Annotated in this window: 13 protein-coding genes and 1 riboswitch; of the genes, 6 read left to right on the top strand and 7 right to left on the bottom strand. The window is 62.2% G+C overall.

The features are described from left to right. Positions 1–267: 267 nt before the first annotated feature. Positions 268–1356, bottom strand: a complete 1089-nt coding sequence (locus BMX61_RS07795; RefSeq protein WP_075625949.1) for an acyltransferase family protein — start codon at positions 1354–1356, stop codon at positions 268–270. 236 nt (positions 1357–1592) lie between these two features. Here BMX61_RS07795 and BMX61_RS07790 point away from each other — a divergent pair, with 236 nt between their 5' ends. Together BMX61_RS07790 and BMX61_RS07785 are read left to right on the top strand one after the other, a co-directional pair. Next, the gene (locus BMX61_RS07790) at positions 1593–3215 is read left to right on the top strand and encodes an ABC-F family ATP-binding cassette domain-containing protein (RefSeq protein WP_075625950.1); all 1623 of its coding nucleotides are present in this window, start codon (positions 1593–1595) and stop codon (positions 3213–3215) included. 26 nt (positions 3216–3241) lie between these two features. Continuing rightward, positions 3242–3820 (top strand): nucleoside 2-deoxyribosyltransferase, encoded by a 579-nt coding sequence (locus BMX61_RS07785; RefSeq protein WP_075625951.1) that lies wholly within the window; start codon positions 3242–3244, stop codon positions 3818–3820. A 92-nt stretch (positions 3821–3912) separates the two neighbouring features. Here BMX61_RS07785 and BMX61_RS07780 read toward each other — a convergent pair whose 3' ends face one another. Next, positions 3913–6126 (bottom strand): methyl-accepting chemotaxis protein, encoded by a 2214-nt coding sequence (locus tag BMX61_RS07780; RefSeq protein ID WP_234794628.1) that lies wholly within the window; start codon positions 6124–6126, stop codon positions 3913–3915. A gap of 265 nt (positions 6127–6391) precedes the next feature. Continuing rightward, positions 6392–6627, top strand: a riboswitch (cobalamin riboswitch). 235 nt (positions 6628–6862) lie between these two features. Here BMX61_RS07780 and BMX61_RS07775 point away from each other — a divergent pair. The 3 genes from BMX61_RS07775 (at position 6863) to BMX61_RS07765 (ending at position 9844) form a co-directional block, all read left to right on the top strand. After that, a complete protein-coding gene (locus BMX61_RS07775) occupies positions 6863–7660 on the top strand; it encodes an ABC transporter ATP-binding protein (protein ID WP_075625952.1) in 798 nt (265 codons plus the stop codon). 27 nt (positions 7661–7687) lie between these two features. Next, a complete protein-coding gene (locus tag BMX61_RS07770) occupies positions 7688–8638 on the top strand; it encodes an ABC transporter substrate-binding protein (RefSeq protein ID WP_075625953.1) in 951 nt (316 codons plus the stop codon). Between the two features lie 174 nt (positions 8639–8812). Further along, positions 8813–9844, top strand: coding sequence for a FecCD family ABC transporter permease (locus BMX61_RS07765; RefSeq protein ID WP_234794627.1), 1032 nt, complete (start codon positions 8813–8815; stop codon positions 9842–9844). 132 nt (positions 9845–9976) lie between these two features. Here BMX61_RS07765 and BMX61_RS07760 read toward each other — a convergent pair whose 3' ends face one another. The 3 genes from BMX61_RS07760 to BMX61_RS07750 form a co-directional block, all read right to left on the bottom strand. After that, positions 9977–10768 carry an exonuclease domain-containing protein gene (locus BMX61_RS07760; protein ID WP_075625954.1) on the bottom strand — a complete coding sequence of 264 codons (792 nt, stop codon included), beginning with the start codon at positions 10766–10768 and terminating at the stop codon, positions 9977–9979. 78 nt (positions 10769–10846) lie between these two features. Continuing rightward, the gene (locus BMX61_RS07755; RefSeq protein WP_075625955.1) at positions 10847–12211 is read right to left on the bottom strand and encodes a PepSY-associated TM helix domain-containing protein; all 1365 of its coding nucleotides are present in this window, start codon (positions 12209–12211) and stop codon (positions 10847–10849) included. A gap of 55 nt (positions 12212–12266) precedes the next feature. After that, on the bottom strand, positions 12267–12653 hold the full coding sequence (locus BMX61_RS07750; RefSeq protein ID WP_139198890.1) for a DUF2946 family protein: 387 nt from the start codon (positions 12651–12653) through the stop codon (positions 12267–12269). A gap of 230 nt (positions 12654–12883) precedes the next feature. On the opposite strand from BMX61_RS07750, the gene BMX61_RS07745 reads away from it, so the two are divergent. Further along, a complete protein-coding gene (locus tag BMX61_RS07745) occupies positions 12884–13480 on the top strand; it encodes a HupE/UreJ family protein (RefSeq protein ID WP_075625957.1) in 597 nt (198 codons plus the stop codon). A gap of 123 nt (positions 13481–13603) precedes the next feature. Here the strand turns inward: BMX61_RS07745 and BMX61_RS07740 are convergent, their stop codons facing one another. Continuing rightward, entirely contained in the window at positions 13604–15658 is a 2055-nt protein-coding gene (locus BMX61_RS07740; RefSeq protein ID WP_075625958.1) for a hybrid sensor histidine kinase/response regulator, read from the bottom strand. Continuing rightward, positions 15621–17114: an ATPase domain-containing protein gene (locus tag BMX61_RS07735; RefSeq protein ID WP_075625959.1), complete on the bottom strand. Its 1494-nt coding sequence runs from the start codon at positions 17112–17114 to the stop codon at positions 15621–15623. The genes BMX61_RS07740 and BMX61_RS07735 overlap by 38 nt, the downstream gene beginning before the upstream one ends. Positions 17115–17694 lie beyond the last annotated feature (580 nt).

Below are 17694 nucleotides of genomic sequence, written 5' to 3'. Positions count from 1 at the left end.
GCTCGCTGTCGCTTGGCCAAACTCAGTCTTGTCTACAACCAAATAAGCCGTGCGTGACATTGTCCGACGTCAGTATGAACGGCACACCATCGACTCGCTTCGATCATCTCGCATCTGCGAGACATTGCGCAGGGTCGACTCTCCGATAAGCGATCTGCAGCATGAGCAGGAGACGTTTCTGCACCGCAATGCAGCATATTGCTCTTTTGCATGAAGGGATCGACCACCTCACGGAAGATCAATTCCGGGGCTTGAGCCCTGCGGAGATCAGGCCTTGGCCACGCCAGCGGGGAAGCGCGGCGTCGACTTTCTTGAGATGAAGCGCATCTCGACGAAACGATAGTTCAGATAGGCGAGGGCGATGGAGATCGCGCTCGTTGCGAGGAAGATCAGAAGTTTCTGCACGACCTGATCTGACAGGGTGAGCGTCTGCAGATCCACCGGCCAATGTTCCTTGACCAGTTCGGCAACGAGATAATGAACGAGATAAAGGCTGTAGGACAGCTGGCCGAGGAAAATCAGCAGACTGCTATCGAGCCAGGCAACGATCCGGCTGGTCTGGTGTGTGGCGACATAGGCGATGATCACGGGACATGCGATCACCTGAAACAGGAAATTCACAGAGTCGATCGACGGACGTTCCGCCAGATACAGCGCCGGCAGGGCTGAGATCAGCACGCAGATGAAAGCCATGATCGTGAAAACCGGCGTGGAAATGCGGATATCCCGGCGAATGGCAAGATAGCCGCCTGCGCAGCCCAGCAGGAAGCCGATGATCGGCCAGCGGGCGAAGGCGAAGGGGCTCAGCGTCGGAAAATAGGCCGGCAAGATGAAGAGGCCTGCGATCGAGGCAATGGTGGTGACGGTTGCGCAGCCCAGAAGGAAGGCGGGATGCCGCGCCGCGGGAAGCAAAAGCAGAAGCGGCGCGATCAGAATATAGAATTGCTGCTCGACCGCCAACGTCCAGGTATGGCTGAGCTGCATCCAGGTGCCCAGCTGCGCGATCAGGAAGTTCTGCGTATAGGTAAGGAAAAACAGGGATTCGATCAGCGTGATGCGGCCGAGCCAGGCCAGGATCAGCAGGCAGATGATGATGACGACATAATAGGCCGGCATGATGCGCAGCGTGCGCCGGATCCAGAAGCGATTGAGCTGGTCGGCGAAGGTCGATTGGCCCGCATCGATTGCCTGACGCATCCTGTGCAGGTTTTCCACGATGAGATAGCCGCTGAGCGCAAAGAACAAATTGACGGCGAGGCCGCCGATCTGCGAGAATCCAGCAGCGGTATGACCGAAGACGACGGCCATGGCTGCTATTCCCCTGAGGCCGTCGAAGCCTTTGATCCGGTCACGCATTCGCTGGTTCCATGGACGCGGTATATTGAGCAGAAACCCCTAAAAATAAGTCTCATGCGAGTGCGTTCAGCGCAGGCATCCTGAAAAGATTTCTTTAACCAACTCAGTTTGCGTGTGCGAGATCACCTTTGCACGCGCAATGTTGCAGCACAAGGTGGACCCGGCGAAAAGGCGGGGACAGATAGCGTTGCACATGCCATAAGGCGCGCGAAAGCATCCATCTGGGCCGCCCTGTCATGATCCGAATTGAAAATATCTCGAAACAGAACAGTCATCGCTTACTGTTTATCGAGGCTTCCGCAGCATTGAATAAAGGTGAGAAGATCGGTCTTGTTGGGCCGAACGGCGCCGGCAAGACGACGTTATTCCGGATGATCACGGGCGAGGAGCAGCCGGACGAGGGACAGGTCTCGCTCGAGCGCGGCGTGACCATTGGTTATTTCGATCAGGATGTCGGCGAAATGGCCGGCCGCAGTGCGGTCGCGGAGGTAATGGATGGGGCGGGGCCGGTCTCTCTGGTTGCGGCCGAGTTGGCCGAGCTGGAGGCGGCGATGTCCGATCCGGACCGGATGGACGAGATGGAGGCCATCGTCGAGCGCTATGGCGAAGTCCAGGCACGCTACGAGGAGCTCGACGGCTATGCGCTCGAAGGTCGGGCGCGCGAGGTTCTGGCGGGCTTGAGCTTCACCGAAGCGATGATGGATGGCGACGTCGGCAAGCTGTCGGGCGGCTGGAAGATGCGCGTGGCGCTCGCCCGCATCCTGCTGATGCGACCGGATGTCATGCTGCTGGACGAGCCATCGAACCATCTCGATCTGGAAAGCCTGATCTGGCTCGAATCCTTCCTGAAATCCTATGATGGCGCGCTGTTGATGACATCGCACGATCGCGAGTTCATGAACCGCATCGTCAACAAGATCATCGAGATAGATGGCGGCGCGCTCACCAGCTATTCCGGCGACTATGCCTTCTACGAGGCGCAGCGCGCCTTGTCGGAGAAGCATCAGCAGGCGCAGTTCGAGCGTCAGCAGGCCATGCTGGCCAAGGAAATCCGCTTCATCGAGCGCTTCAAGGCACGCGCCTCCCACGCCGCGCAGGTCCAGAGCCGGGTGAAGAAGCTCGATAAGATCGAGCGCGTCGAGCCGCCGCGCCGGCGCCAGACCGTTGCTTTCGACTTCCTGCCGGCGCCGCGCTCGGGCGAGGACGTCATCAATTTGAAGAATGTGCACAAGGCCTATGGCTCGCGCGTGATCTATGAGGATTTGAGCTTCATGGTGCGCCGGCGCGAACGCTGGTGCATTCTCGGCGTCAACGGCGCCGGCAAGTCGACGCTGCTGAAACTTGTCGCCGGCGCGAGCCAGCCGGATGCCGGCAGCGTGGCGATCGGCGCGAGCGTGAAGATGGGTTATTTTGCGCAGCACGCCATGGATCTTCTCTCCGGCGAGCAGACCGTATTCCAGTGGCTCGAGGAGAGCTTTCCCAAAGCAGGCCAGGGGCCGCTGCGTGCGCTGGCCGGCTGCTTCGGTTTTTCCGGGGATGATGTGGAGAAACGTTGCCGCGTGCTGTCTGGAGGCGAAAAGGCTCGCCTCGTCATGGCCGCCATGCTGTTCGATCCGCCGAACCTTCTGGTGCTCGACGAGCCGACCAACCATCTCGATCTCGACACGAAGGACATGCTGATCAAGGCCCTCGCGCAATTCGAGGGCACAATGCTCTTCGTCTCGCACGACCGGCATTTCCTCAGCGCGCTCTCCAACCGCGTGCTGGAATTGACGCCGGATGGCGTGCATCAATATGGCGGCGGCTATAGCGAATATGTCGCGCGCACCGGCCAGGAAGCGCCGGGCTTGCATCCCTGACGGCGCGGCCGAGCGAAAGGACGCCCATGCCAACGATCTATCTTGCCGGGCCGGAAGTCTTCCTGCCCGATGCCCAGGCGCTGATGGCGCAGAAGCGTCGTCTTGCCCGCCAGTTTGGCTTCGAGCCGACCGGTCCCGGCAGCGATGAGAACCAAGCGCCGTCAGGCATCCTGACGGCCGATGCCATCTATAGGCGCAACGATCTGGCTATGCGCAAGGCCGAAATCTGCCTAGCGAACATCACACCCTTTCGCGGCATCAGCGCCGATCCGGGCACGGTCTACGAAATCGGTTTCATGATTGCGTTGGGCAAGCGGGTCTGGGCCTATAGCAATCATCCGGACGATTATGGCCGTCGGGTGGAGGCGGACTGGTATCGTGGACAGGCGCTTGACCGCACCAGCGGCCGGCCGCGAGGCCCCGATGGCCTTGCGGTGGAAGAGCACGGCATGGCCGACAATCTAATGATCGACGGCGGCATCACGGCGACGGGCGGTCAGGTCCTGCGCGCCGCCACGATTCCGGCGGACCCCGCGCGGGACCTGGCTGTCTACGAGCAGGCGCTCGTCCTCCTTGCGCAGTCCGTCACAGCAGACCGCTCGTAAGCCGAATTTGAAAGCATCGAGCCGAAACCGGTTGTTACATTCGGCCTGATGCTCTCGATCGGTGTTTCAGGATTGCAGGAGCGCGCCCTGGTTCAGGCGCGCATCCGGGCTGCGGCGGCATGCAGGGGCGAGGCGGCATGGGAGGTCCGGCCCAGCTTGAAATGCCCGAGCCGTTCCGTCAGCGCCCCAACCTCCGAGGCCAGCGCCTGCGTTGCCGCATTGGTCTCCTCGACCATGCCGGCATTCTGCTGCGTCGCCGCATCGATCCGATTGACGGCGCTGTTGATCTCGGCGAGCCCATTGGCCTGTTCGCGCGTGGCTTTCGCGATGGCCTGGATATTGCCGTTGATCTCCTGAACGCCTGCGGCGATCGCGTCCAGCTCGACGCCGGTCTGATCGACCAGCGTCACGCCGGCCTTGACCTGGGCGCCTGAGGTGCTGATCAGCGTCTTGATCTCCTTGGCGGCGCTGGCCGAACGCTGGGCGAGTTCGCGCACCTCCTGGGCGACGACCGCGAAACCCTTGCCGGCCTCACCGGCGCGGGCAGCTTCCACGCCGGCATTCAGTGCCAGAAGATTGGTCTGGAAGGCGATCTCGTCAATGACGCCGATAATGTTGGAAATCGATTCCGACGAGGTCTCGATCTGCCGCATGGCTTCGATGGCCTGACGCACGACCTGGCCCGAACGCTCGGCGCCGCCGCGCGTCTTGTCGATGAAGCTTCCCGCTTCCTGTGCCCGGCGGGCGGAATCGCTGACCGAGGTGGTAATTTCCTCCAGTGCAGCCGCTGTCTCCTCGACGGAGGCCGCCTGTTGCTCGGTCCGCCGTGCGAGATCATTGGCCGCCACGCCAATTTCGTTCGATCCGCTGTTGATCGCCTGTGCGTGTTCGCTTGAGGCCAGGAGGACCTCTTCAAGTTTCTCCACGGAGCTGTTGAAGTTGTCGCGGATGGTTTCCAGCGCGCTGGTAAAGGGCGACGTCAACCGCACGGTCATGTCGCCACCGGCAAGGCGGTTTAAAGCGCCGCCGAGCGCGGTGACCGCGAAGCGGACATCGGCCTCCTGCGCGGCGGCAATGCGGGCACGCTCGTCGCGTTCCTGCTCCTGCTGTCGGCGGCTGATCTCGGCTTGATTTTCCAGCTCGACCTTTCGGCGATTGTTCTGCAGCAGGATATCGAGCGAGCGGGCGAGATTGCCGAACTCGTCCTGCACCGAACGATCCTTGATCTCAAGGTCGAGTGTTCCGGAGGCAATCGCGTTGGTCTCGGCAATGACGTTATTGATCCGGCTGACGAATTTGCGCACGATCAGCCAGCCGACCAGCGACAGGAGAAGCGCGGCCGACGCCACGATCAGCAGCGACTTGATCGCCATGGCCCGCAATTGGGCAAAAAGCGTCGCCTCGGGCACGGATGCGACGGCGTACCAGACATTGTCGCCACCCAGATGCACCGGATAGGCGACCGCGAAGCTGCTTTCGCCAGTTTCGGTGCTGACATTGCGCGAGAGCGTCGGCTTGGCGATGAGTTGCGCCCAGTCTTGCCCCGGAGCGCCCATGTCTTTCAAGCTTTTGCCGGCAAGGGCTGGATTGCGATGGCCGACGATATTGCCGCTCGCCGTCACCAGGCCGACCCAGCCGTCGCCCATGGGGTGGATGCTATCGAGATAGGCGCGGGTATCGGCCAGCAGCAGATCCAGACCTGCAACGCCGACCGTTTTCCCGTCGATCAGGATCGGTTTGGTGATGGAGGTCATCAGAACCTCCTTTCCATCCACCGAATAGACATAGGGCTCGATCACGACAGCGCGCTTCTCGGTGAAGGGCTTGAGATAATAGTCTCCAGCGCCTGGGACCGTATAATCGACAAGCGGCGTCAGCTTCACCTCGGAGCCGCTGCGAAACCAGTAGGGGACGAAGCGGCCGGTCTGGTCATGACCGTCCTGGCCGATGAAATCCTTGTCCTTGCCATCGAACATGCCCGGCTCCCATGCCGTCCATGTGGCCAGAATGCCGGGATTGGATTGCAGGAGCGTTTTCAAAAGAGCATTCGTGGCGGCGCGGTCGCTACGCCCGCCGGCCTTCGCCGTCTGCAACGTGGTATCGAGCGTGTCCACGAGCTTGATCGGCGCGGCGAGCGAGTCTTGAATCGTCAGCGCGGTCGATTGCGCGACAAGCTCCAGCTCGTGAATGCTCTTGGCCTTCATCTCGTAGAATGCGTCGTAAAACAGGATGCCGGACGCGGCGACCGTGGTGACAAGACCGCAGCCGACGATGGCAAAGATGTTTCGAAGGGTCGCTGATTTCACGTTTGAACTCCTTGCCGGAAGGTTGCAACGCATCTGCGCTGCATCTTCCATGCGAAGAAAAATGTCGATCATTCCAATTCTTACGAGCAATTTTTCTAATGAACGGTGAAAAGTGCTTGCGAGAATTGATGGGCAGGTCGGCTTTGCGGAATGCACCAGCGAACCCGTTATGGCGCTTGCATTCGCCAACAAAGTCTGTAATGTAATATCATTACTTATTGATCTGGAGTGGTTTTCAGGGCTCTTGACGCACGGCCTGCCTGGCGCCTAAGCTCTCGATGACGGTTTCTCAAGGGATGACTCCCGCGAGGATGAAAAGGGAACACGGTGCGGACGACCCGAGCAGGGGCCAAGACCGTGGCTGCCCCCGCAACTGTAAGCGGATTGCCGACCAGCCCTCGCGGCGCCTTCGGGCGCCAAGCCACTGCGTTGACCACGCGGGAAGGCAGGCAGGCGGCGCATATCCGTGAGCCAGGAGACCTGCCGTCCAGATATCAACCAAAGTGGACGGGGTGTTCCCAATGGACCTTCCTCAGGCTTGCGGCCGCCTTTCCGGCGCGCCTGCAAGAACGATGACGTTTCCGAAACAAATGCCAGATTCTGGCACGCAGGTCTTGGTCTTCATCCGGCGGGCACGCGCGTCTTTCGACAGCCGTTTCGTGCAGGCGCCGCACATCGGCCGTTTGCGACCCGGCCTGGCCCTGCACCGCAGTGCGCCTTGCTCCAGGAGTCGGTCATGAGCTGTAATGCCAAGGGCGCGGCGCTGGCTGCCGAGTGGCTCAGCTGGGGCCCAAGAGCTGGGCTCGATCTCGTGCGCGATGTCAGCTTCGCCATTCCCGCCGGCGCTAGACTAGCCATTCTCGGGGCGAATGGCGCGGGCAAGACCTCGCTGCTGCGCTGTCTATACCGCGCTGTGCAGCCGCGCGCGGGACGCGTCCTGATCGATGGGACGGATCTCGCTGCACTCTCGCCACGCGAGGTTGCCCGGCATATCTCCGTCGTGCTGCAGGAAATGCCGGCGGACTTTCCCTTCACCGTACGGGATGTGGTGATGATGGGACGCATTCCCCGTCGCTCCGGTCTTGCCGGCTGGCAGGAGAGCGATCGCCAGGCCTGTGACCACGCGCTTTCCCATCTGGAACTGACGTCTTTTGCCGATCGCGCCTTTTCCTCGCTCTCAGGCGGAGAGAAACAGCGGGTACTGGTGGCGCGCGCCCTTGCCCAGGATCCTGAGATCCTCATTCTCGATGAGCCCACCAACCATCTCGACATCCGCCATCAGCTTGAAATTCTGGCGCTGCTCGAAGGGCTTGGACTGACGGTTGTCACCACATTGCACGACATCAATCTTGCCGGACGGTTCGCCACCCATGTGGCGCTGATGGCGCAGGGCAGGCTGATCGGCTTTGGCGCGCCTGATGAGGTGCTGGATGCAGGCGCCTTGTCTGCCGCCTTCGGCGTGACCGCCCACTGTCAAGGCGCGCGGGAGATGGAGCCGCCGCGCTTCTCTTTCTCCCTTGCGGCCAATTCCTGATTTTGCCTTTTCCAAGGATCTGAACTCATGATGTACCGTCTGCTGGCGCCCCTCGCGCTCGCTGCCCTTCTCGCTGCACCTGCTTTTGCCGCCCCCGTGACGGTTAAAAGCTGCAATCGCGAGGTGACATTCGAGGCGCCGCCGAAGCGCGCCGTGTCCAACGACGTGAACCTGACCGAGATGATGCTGGCGCTGAAGCTGCAGGACAGGATGGTCGGCTATACCGGCATTTCCGGCTGGAAAACCATCGATGAGCGCCTGCGCGCCGGCTTGAAGGCGCTGCCGGAACTGTCGCCGAAATATCCGACCAAAGAGGTGCTTCTCAACGCCGATGCCGACTTCTATTTCGCCGGCTGGAACTATGGCATGAAGGTAGGTGGCGAGGTGACGCCGGAAACGCTCGCACCCTTCGGTATCAAGGTCTATGAGCTGACCGAAAGCTGCATTCACATCATGTCCAAGGCCAAGCCGACCATGGACGATATGTTCGTCGACCTTCTCAATCTCGGCCGCATTTTCCAGGTGCAGGACCGGGCCGAGGCGCTGGTGAAGACCTGGCGTGCGCAACTCGCCACGCTGCAGGCAAAGCTGCCCAAGGGCCAGGCGCCGCTGCGGGTCTTCGTCTATGATTCCGGCACGGACAAGCCCTTCACGTCAGGCGCGTACGGCATTCCCACAGCCATGATCGAAGCGGCTGGTGGCATGAACATCATGGAGGATGTGGCCAAGAGCTGGACCGAAGTCTCCTGGGAGCCGGTGATCGAGCGCAATCCGCAGGCCATCGTCATCGTCAATTATGGTGAGGTCACCGCCGAGCAAAAGATCGCCTTCCTGAAGGACAATCCCGCCTTCAAGAATGTCGATGCGGTCAGGAACAACCGTTTCGTCGTGCTCGATTACGTCGCCGCCACCCCAGGCCCGCGCAACATCGAGGCGATCGAGAAGCTAGCGGCGGCGTTCTATCCGGGGACGCTGTAACGCCGGCTATCTCCCTGACCTTTCGAGGATGACGGCGCAGCCCATGCGCCTTCATCCGAGGCACGCCCCAACAGTCTCGTAATCAGCACGGATTTGCGGCAAAGCGCGACGGTCCTCAGGCCCGCTCGACAGAGAATGGCTGAAGCTCGATTTTCCCAAAGGACCGACCGAACGATGCCTTTCGCCATGCCGCACGGCAAGCCTATCCTCCTAACGTTGCTGGCGTTCCTGTTGATTCTGGTCGCCATCACCGCCGGCCTGTCGCTTGGCGCGGCGGCCGTTCCCTTGAAAACGGTCTGGGGCGTGGTGGCGGATCGGCTGGTTCCGGGTTCGGTCACCCGGGACTGGTCGGCAGGGCGGGAGAGCATCGTCTGGGATGTGCGCTTTCCGCGCGTCGTTCTCGCGGCGCTTGTCGGCGCAGGTCTTGCGGTTGTCGGGGCGGTGCTCCAGGTCGTCACGCGCAATCCGCTGGCCGATCCGCATCTGCTCGGCGTATCCTCCGGCGGGGCCTGCGGCGCGATCGTCGCGCTTTTGCATACCGGCATGATCTTCGGCCTCATTACCGTGCCGCTCTTTGCCTTTCTGGGCGCGCTTGCCGCCACAGGCGCGGTCATCGCCGTCACCCGCTTTTCCGGCCGGTCGGCCGAGCGGCTGATCCTCTCGGGTGTCGCGGTGGCGTTCGTTGCCACCGCACTTTCCAACTTGCTGATCTATCTCGGCGATCCGCGCGCGGTGCAAAGCGTGGTCTTCTGGATGCTGGGCGGCTTGGGTCTGGCGCAGTGGCCGCATCTGCTTTATCCGGCGCTGGTGCTTTTTGTCAGCCTCGTCTGGCTGATCTTGCGCGCGCGCGAAATCAACGGCCTGGCCATGGGCGACGAAACGGCCGCCACGCTGGGCCTTCCGGTGGCGCGCCTGCGCGCGCAGCTTTTCACGGTCACCGCGCTGCTGACCGGTGTGATGGTGGCCTTTTCCGGCGCCATCGGCTTTATCGGGCTGATGGTGCCGCATATCGTCAGGCTCTTCGCCGGCAGCGATCATGTTCGCGTCATTCCCTTAAGCGCTGCCTTCGGCAGTGTTGCGCTGGTGCTGGCCGATCTTGCCGCCCGCACCCTCATGGCCCCGGAGGATATGCCGGTCGGCGTCATCACCGGCTTCGTCGGTGGCATCGGCTTCATCCTGCTGATCAGCCGGCGAAACCGGGGTTAGGAGCAGCAGTGCAGTTTCGACCAGAGGGTATGGGGCACGGAGAATTGAACCGGTCTTCCGGTCTTATGGTGGAAACATTGGACCTTGGGTTCCACCGTTCGGTCCGATCGTCCACGCCTGCCGCAAAGCGCCTCATAGCAGCGAGCCTTGGTCCGGCTCGCCCTCTGCCGGCCGGCTGCTGCCTCCGCGGCGCTCCAGCTCCATACGCGCGCTGAAGCGCAGATCGACATCGCGATCGTCCAGAAAAGCAGCCAGCGCCTCTGTGCTCAACCTGTCCCAGCTCTTGCCGCGATAAGGCCCTGCCGGCACGCGTGGCAGAAGGCCGGGCTCGCTGCTCCAAGCAAGCAGCTGATCGAGCGAAGCGGCATTCAGGAGGTCGCGCAGGTGGTGCGCGGTGACATAGGCATCCGGCATGGCGCGATGGGCCGGAAGGCCGATCTCATGCTCCAGCCCCTTGGGCTTGCGCAGATAGCGCAGCATCTGGTTGGAAAAGCGCGGGAGCTCCGGCCAGACCCTGAGCGCGCATTTCCAAGTGCAGATCCAGGGTGTTCCGCCTGTCAATCTCGGCGTGCAATAGCGTTGCTCGAAGGCCGCGCGGTGAGCGGCCAAAGCTGCCAATGGATGGTCCGGGCGCAGAATGCGCGGCGCCGCCTCGCTCCAGAAAGGTGCGCCGGCCACCTGCTCCTCCTGAATATGATGGATCGCCATCGTCTCCGGCGTAATCGGGTGCCCGGGATTGACGAAGATGGCGCCGCGATCCGCGCTGACGAACCACTGGCCGTCCGCCCCCAGCACCACATCCTGCCAGCCGATCTCGCACACATCGCTGCGCCCATTGCCGGCGGTTTCCAGATCGACGACGCGAATGCAGGAGGGCGGCATGGCGAGGGTGAGGACCGTTGAACGAGAAGATATGTCGGTCATAAAGTGATCGCGGGCAAGGCTTGTTCCAGGCGCCGGCGCTTTGCTCCGGCGCCCCGTGCTCGTGATGGGCGGCTTATCTCATCTCCTTGCCGGCCGCCGCAGGCCGATCACCGCCCTGTCGAGCGCCAGCATGACGAGGAGCGACAGACCGACCAGCGGGAACAGCACGCCGCCGATGGCGAGGAGCGCCAGCAACCCGCGAAAAACGCGCGGATCGGCGGGCAGGGGCGGGATGCCGAGCCGGCCCTTCGGTCGGCGCTTCCACCACATGATGGCGGCGGAAACGCAGAGCACAATGATCGCGAGGCAAGCGGCGGATAGCACCAGTTGGTCGGCCAGCCCGTATTGCTGGCCCATGTGCACATTGATGCCCCATTCCAGCGCGCGGCCAAGCGGGCCGTAATCGCCGTAGCTCATATCGATCAGAGGCTTGCCGGAATATTGATCGAGATGGACGACGCGCTGCTGGGCAAGATCGGCCGGATAGACCGAGCCCGTGTAGACACCCATCGCGGTGGTCGGGATATTGACGGTATAGCCCCGGTGAAGGCCGAGCCTGTCGAAGGTCGCCACGGCGTCGTCGAGACTGATCGGCGCCATGCCATGGCTTGGCGATTGCGGCATCTGCGCCTGTTCGAGCGACCAGGAGGTCTTGGCGAGATGGTCGAGATGCTCGTCGGACATGGGCACCGCGATGCGCACACCGGCGGGATAGCCGAAATTGCTGCCATTCGCCCATTCATTGACCTTGGCGCCCCAGACGCCGGACCACGGCATGCCGGTGATGGCGAGAAAGACGATGAAGCCACCGACGAAGAGACCCGTGACGGCATGGAGGTCGCGCCAGAAGACGCGGCGGGCCGGGGTCGCGCGAATGGTGAGAACGCCGCCGGTCTGCCGGCGCGGCCACCAGAGATAGATCCCCGTTGCCACCAGCAGGATCGCCCAGCCGCCTGCGATCTCGATCAGCGCGCGGGCAAAGGAGCCGAAATATTTCAGGCTGTGCAAGGTGCGGATCGTCCACATGATCGTGCCGCGATCCGGCAATGCGCCGAGCACCCGGCCGTCATATGGATCGACATAGACGGCACGTTTCTCGCCGCCGGAAACGGCGATGGTGACTTCGGCCGATGAGGTCGCCGTTGCCGGGTCGGTGAACTTCACCGCCGTGCCCGGCTGAAAGCGCAAGGCTGCCGCCACCATGGCCGATGGTGGCACATGGCCCGCGTCCGCCTTCACGGCAACCTGCTTGAGATCGGCATGGACGAAGGCGTCGATCGGATCGCGGAAGAGATAGAGCCCGCCGGTAATGGCCAGCGAAATGAGGAAGGGCAAAACGAAGAGCCCGGCATAGAAGTGCCAGCGCCAGACGGCGCGATAGAGGTCGGACGGCGCGCGCGCGGCCAAAGCGGCGCGCTCCTGCCCGATTGAAAGATCGGTCATGAGAAATCTCCAGACGGTGCGAAAGGGAGGCGGAAAGCGCCTCCGGTCGATGGCGTCAGGAGAAGAAAGGGGGTGCGCGTGGCTGGCCGGAGAGGCCGCGGACGGTGGCTGGGGCAGGAGCAGGCCGCGATGGCGTGGGTGCTGATGTTCGCGCCAGCGCCGGCTGTGGCATGCGCGGTGGCGTAGCAGGCAGCGCCACATGGCTGGCCGAGAGACGGCAGAGATCGGCGCAGGGGCACTCCGGCGCCTTCTTGTGCGGTCCGCCGTCGGTCTCGTCAGCGGCCGCGAGACCGATGCCCTGCGTGACGCAAATGACTTTCAGCGGATCGGCCATGGCGGCCGCCATGGCGCCTTGCGCCATCTGGCCGAGAAGGCCTTGCAGAATCAGCAGGCAGACGAGCGCCCAGGCGATTGCGCCGCCTGTCCCCTTATCCCGCACCATCCGCCTGATCATTTGCATAGTCATTCGATGACACAAAGCCGCCGCATTGTCATCCGTCCGCCCCCTGCGCCTTTGCGCCGCAGCGTATGCGACAGATGCTGGATGATGCATTATGCGGCGTTGCAAAATGGCGCTGTATTTTGCTGGGCTATTCGCGTTTGCCCTCTTTTTCCGGCCGAAGACGGTGATAGAGTGATGGCAACAAGGATCAGACGGGAACCCATGCCATCATGTCCAGAGCCGCTCTTCGCACTGCCGCTTTCGCACTCGCACTGCTGCCGACTGCTGCCTTCGCCCATACCGGCCTCGGCGAGACCAGCGGATTTGTTCATGGTTTCAGTCATCCGGTCTCGGGTCTGGATCATGTGCTGGCCATGGTGATGGTCGGCGCCTTTGCGGCTCGGCTCGGCGGCCGGGCGCTCTGGATGCTGCCGGCGACCTTCATGCTGGTCATGGCGGCAGGCGGTGCGCTGGGCGTGGCCGGTGTTGCGCTCCCCTTCGTAGAAGTGGGTATTGCGCTATCGGTTCTTGTTCTTGGCGCGGCGGTGGCGTTGAACATGCGCGCGCCGCTGGCGGCTGCCATGGGCCTCGTCGGTCTCTTTGCCCTCTTCCATGGCCATGCCCATGGCGCCGAAATGCCTGATAATGCCGGTGGCCTTGCCTATGGCGTCGGCTTTCTTCTCGCCACGGCGCTTCTGCATGGTGCTGGCCTCGCGCTGGGCCTGGGGCTTAGCCAGGCCGGTGGTCGACGTGGAACGATCGTCATGCGGTCGGCCGGCGGATTGGCAGCGGTGGCCGGGGCCGGTCTGCTGGCAGGCGTCCTCTGATCCCTCTGTCCTCGCAGGGCCGCCATTCGCGGCCTTGCGTTGCAGGGCTGCCCGCTGGTGACGGACGATCGATGACATCCTGACGAAGACCGTTGTGCGGGATCCGTCAATCCATGTTGACCGTTACGATCCGCGGCGCGACAGGAGGCGATCCAGCTCCTTTTCCAGCTGCTCCTGCGTATAAGGCTTTCCGAGCCGGGGGATGTCGAAATTGAACCCGGGCGGAAGATCGGCATAGCCCGTCGCGAGCAGGATTGGCAGGTCCGGACGCTTTTCGCGGGCTGCGGCGGCCAGTTGCGCGCCGTTCATGCCGGGCATGGAAAAATCCGTGATCATCACGTCGATCTGCGCTTCGCGCTCCAGGATCGCGAGCGCGTCCTTGCCCGAATTGGCCTCAAACACCCGATGCCCCAGATCCTCGAGCATGTCGACCGAGCTCATGGCAATCAGAGCGTCGTCATCCACCAGCAGAATCGTCGCCGCAGGGGCCGGCTTGACAACATCTGCAGCGGGTTCAGCGGCAACGTGCAGGGTTTGCTGCGTGACCGGCAGCCAGAGTTCGGCAACCGTGCCCGTGCCGACAGTGCTCGACAGTTTCAGCGTGCCCTGTAGCTGTTCGGCAAGGCCATGCACCATCGACAGACCGAGGCCGGTGCCCTTGCCCAGTTCCTTGGTGGAGAAGAACGGGTCGATCGCGCGGCGAAGGGTTTCGTCATCCATGCCCGAGCCGGTGTCCGATACACGCAGACAGAGATAGGCACCATGTGGCAGACCTTCCGCCGGGGTGATACTGTCCCTGAAGTCGACAGAGATCGAGACGGTGCCGCCCTCGGGCATGGCATCGCGGGCGTTGACGACCAGATTGAGCAGGGCCAGCTCGATCTGATTGGCATCGACGAGGACAAGCGGCAGGTTCGAGCCCGGATCGCTCTCGATGCGCACGCCAGATCCGACGGAGCGCAGCAGCAGTTCCTGCATATTGCCAACCAGCGCCGAGAGATCCGTGGGCGTGACTTCGAGATCCTGCCGCCGGGCGAAGGCAAGCAGGCGCTGGGTGAGCGACGCGCCTCGGCGCGCACCCTGAAGCGCGCCATCGATCAGACGCGTCATCTTTGCATCGGCGCCGGCATATTTTCGCGCGAGGTCGAGGTTGCCGAGAACCGCCATCAGCAGATTGTTGAAATCATGTGCGACGCCGCCGGTCAGCTGCCCGATTGCCTCCAGCTTTTGGGATTGCCGCAGCTTCTGTTCCGCGCTTTCGCGTTGCGCGCTTTCAGCACGCAGCGCCAGTGTCCGCTCCTCCACCCGACGTTCTAGCGTCTCGTTCAAGGACCGTAGCGAGGCCTCCGCATGCTTGCGCGCGGTAATGTCGGTGGCCACGCCGACCAGACGCTCCGGCGTGCCATCCGATGCACGCGCGAGACGCCCGCGCACCTCCGCCCAATGGATCGACTGATCCGGCCAGATGACCCGGTATTCGATGATGTAGTCGTCGCCATGGGTAAGTGTGCGCACGAGAGTTTCGTTGCGAAGGCTGCGATCATGTGGATGGATGGCCGCCAGCAGATCCTGATAACTCAGGTTGTCATTGGCATTGCGACCGAAGATTTGTCTGAACTCTTCCGACGATGTCAGCGACCATGTCGGAAGCTCGATCGTCCATGTGCCCAGATGGCCCGCCAGCAACGCCGTCTTGAGCGTCAGCGCGCTTTCATTCAGTTCGCCGATCAATTTTCGCGCCTCGAACTGGCGCTGGCGATTCTTCAGGGCGGAGGCGACGACGCTGACGAAGGTGGTCGGATGAAATGGTCTTTCGAGAAACGAGACATTGCCCAGCGCTTCAGAGATCCGTGCGGCCGCCGGGTTTCGTTCAGGACCGCTGTTCCTATGGGTCAGCACGATGAACGGCAGGTCCGACCAACGCGGCTGCGATGTCACCCAGTGATTGAGCGGCGCAAGATCGGCCGAGCGCAGCGCTTCGTCGACGACCACGGCGAAGAGGATATGGTCGCCCAAAGCCTGCGCCAGCTCGTGAAGACTGCCGGTGACCTGGCATTCAGTTCCACATTCCCGGATCAAAGCCGCCGCGACCGCGCTATCGCGTCCGTTCGGCGCGTAGATCAATGCGACCTCGGTCTGACTAGAAATCGGCGTCGCCTCCGATGTCGAGAAGGCCATCCTGGCTGCCAACCAGCTGTGGTACGCCGCGCAAGACACCCTGGAACTGACTCAACGGCTTGCCGAGCGAAAGCCCGCTGGGGGAAATATCATATTCCCGGATCGTCGTTTCATGCTGGCCCGTGCGCTTCTTGACCACCGAGACCGCGCGCCTGACCTCACCCATCGCTTCGAAATAGCGCAGGAGAATGACGCTGTCAGAGAGGTAGGTCAGGTCGAGCGGAGACTTCATATCGCCCACGAGACCATGCTGGGCAACGGTCAGAAACGTATTCACGCCCTGCCGGTTGAGATATTGCAGCAGCTCATGCATGTGCAGGATCAGCGAATTTTCCTGCGGCATGGCCGCCTGATAGCCGTTGACGCTGTCGATGACGACGGTCTTGGAGTGGGATTGCGTCAGCTGTTCGCGCACCCGATGCGCAAATTCGCCGGGAGACAGTTCCGCCGCATCGACTTGCTCGATATGAAGCATGCCGCTTTCACGCATCGCCTCGATATCGATGCCGATGCCACGCATGCGGTTGAAAAGCAGTCCCAGCTCTTCGTCGAAAACGAACACCGAAACCTTTTCGCCCCTTTTGACGGTGGCGGCCGCGAACTGCAGGGTGAAGATGGTCTTGCCAGTGCCGGCGGGGCCAAGAAGCAAGGTGCTGGAGCCCTGTTCGATCCCGCCGCCCAGCAAAGCGTCGAGTTCGGCGATTCCGCTACTGACCGGATGGCGCCCGAAATCCGTGCGGTGCTCGTTGGAGCGCAGCCGCGGAAACATGACGACACCGCCGGTACGGATCGTGAAATCGTGATAGCCGCCGCGATAGGCTTGTCCACGATATTTGACCACGCGTACGCGCCGCCGTTCCGCGCCGTAATCGGGCGCCAGTTCCTCCAGATGGATGACGCCGTGCACGACGCTGTGGACGGTCTTGTCGTTGGGGTCCGATGTCAGGTCGTCGAGCAAAAGGACCGTGGCGCCCTGGCGGGCAAAATAATGCTTCAGCGCGAGGATCTGACGGCGATAGCGCAGCGAGCTTTGCGCCAGAAGGCGGATTTCCGACAGGCTGTCGATGACGACGCGCTGTGGCTTTGCCCGCTCGAACCGATCGAAAATCAGCCGCGTCGTCTCGCCCAGTTCAAGGTCCGACGAATAGAGCAGGCTTTGCTGCTGTTCGGCATCAAGCAGGCTTTCCGGCGGCACGAGCTCGAAGAGTTCGACCTGCTCGTTGATCTCAAGGCCATGCGACTGCGCGCTCTGACGCAGTTCGTGCTCGGTCTCGGACAGGGTGATGTAGAGGCCTGACTCGCCGTCGGCCGCGCCTGAAAGAAGAAACTGCAAAGCAATCGTGGTTTTGCCCGTTCCGGGGTTTCCTTCCAGCAGGAACACATGCCCTTGCGTCAGGCCACCGCCCAGAATGTCATCCAGCCCTGTAACGCCTGTCTTGGCCTTCACACTCGTCATCTCATTCCCCGATGCCGCTTTCCGACGAAGCCGGCCCTTACGCCATCGGCTAGGATATCAGCAATTCACTTTGACAATCAGGTGAACGAAACGTCCTCCGTCTCGAAACTTTATCCGAGTGGGGCATCCTTGATAAGCGCGCAACTCAGCAAACAGGGTGGCGGTTTCTGACAAAGGCGATCGCGTTCCCGGCGGCCTTATCCTGGCGCCAATGTGGCCTGGCGGGCAAGCGGTGCCAAAGCTGGCGCCCACGTGATCGAGACGGAAAATGGAGTGGCGAAGTGCAAGCAAAATCTGCGCTTTGCTGTGGGATCATCCATCCCGGCGATTCGATGCCGAGTCAGGATCTTAAGACCGGCTCCTGCCCGTCTTGAATCGGAGAAAGCATAAAACCGCTGAATGACGTGCTCCAGCAAGCACGCCGTTCAGCGGTTAAAATGGCCTTGATCCAGGCATCAGTGACAGCGCTGGACGCTAGCCGTGCCATCGGCCGCGATATCCGCAGGTCAACCACGAACGATCGCCGGCGAGGCTTTGTCTATATCGGCGAGGAGAGCGCAGGTTCTAGACGGGCAGACCC

The sequence above is a fragment of the Xaviernesmea oryzae genome (assembly GCF_900109605.1).
Classification (GTDB): Bacteria; Pseudomonadota; Alphaproteobacteria; order Rhizobiales; family Rhizobiaceae; genus Xaviernesmea; species Xaviernesmea oryzae.
Note: the sequence above shows the minus strand (reverse complement) of the source record. Positions and strands in the feature narration are given on the sequence as shown.

Bases quoted from the DNA above. Each gene is read 5' to 3' on its own strand.
- BMX61_RS07795 (WP_075625949.1), bottom strand. From the start codon at position 1,356: ATGCGTGACCGGATCAAAGGCTTCGACGGCCTCAGGGGAATAGCAGCC.
- BMX61_RS07790 (WP_075625950.1), top strand. From the start codon at position 1,593: ATGATCCGAATTGAAAATATCTCGAAACAGAACAGTCATCGCTTACTG.
- BMX61_RS07785 (WP_075625951.1), top strand. From the start codon at position 3,242: ATGCCAACGATCTATCTTGCCGGGCCGGAAGTCTTCCTGCCCGATGCC.
- BMX61_RS07775 (WP_075625952.1), top strand. From the start codon at position 6,863: ATGAGCTGTAATGCCAAGGGCGCGGCGCTGGCTGCCGAGTGGCTCAGC.
- BMX61_RS07770 (WP_075625953.1), top strand. From the start codon at position 7,688: ATGATGTACCGTCTGCTGGCGCCCCTCGCGCTCGCTGCCCTTCTCGCT.
- BMX61_RS07765 (WP_234794627.1), top strand. From the start codon at position 8,813: ATGCCTTTCGCCATGCCGCACGGCAAGCCTATCCTCCTAACGTTGCTG.
- BMX61_RS07760 (WP_075625954.1), bottom strand. From the start codon at position 10,768: ATGACCGACATATCTTCTCGTTCAACGGTCCTCACCCTCGCCATGCCG.
- BMX61_RS07755 (WP_075625955.1), bottom strand. From the start codon at position 12,211: ATGACCGATCTTTCAATCGGGCAGGAGCGCGCCGCTTTGGCCGCGCGC.
- BMX61_RS07750 (WP_139198890.1), bottom strand. From the start codon at position 12,653: ATGGTGCGGGATAAGGGGACAGGCGGCGCAATCGCCTGGGCGCTCGTC.
- BMX61_RS07745 (WP_075625957.1), top strand. From the start codon at position 12,884: ATGTCCAGAGCCGCTCTTCGCACTGCCGCTTTCGCACTCGCACTGCTG.
- BMX61_RS07740 (WP_075625958.1), bottom strand. From the start codon at position 15,658: ATGGCCTTCTCGACATCGGAGGCGACGCCGATTTCTAGTCAGACCGAG.
- BMX61_RS07735 (WP_075625959.1), bottom strand. From the start codon at position 17,114: ATGACGAGTGTGAAGGCCAAGACAGGCGTTACAGGGCTGGATGACATT.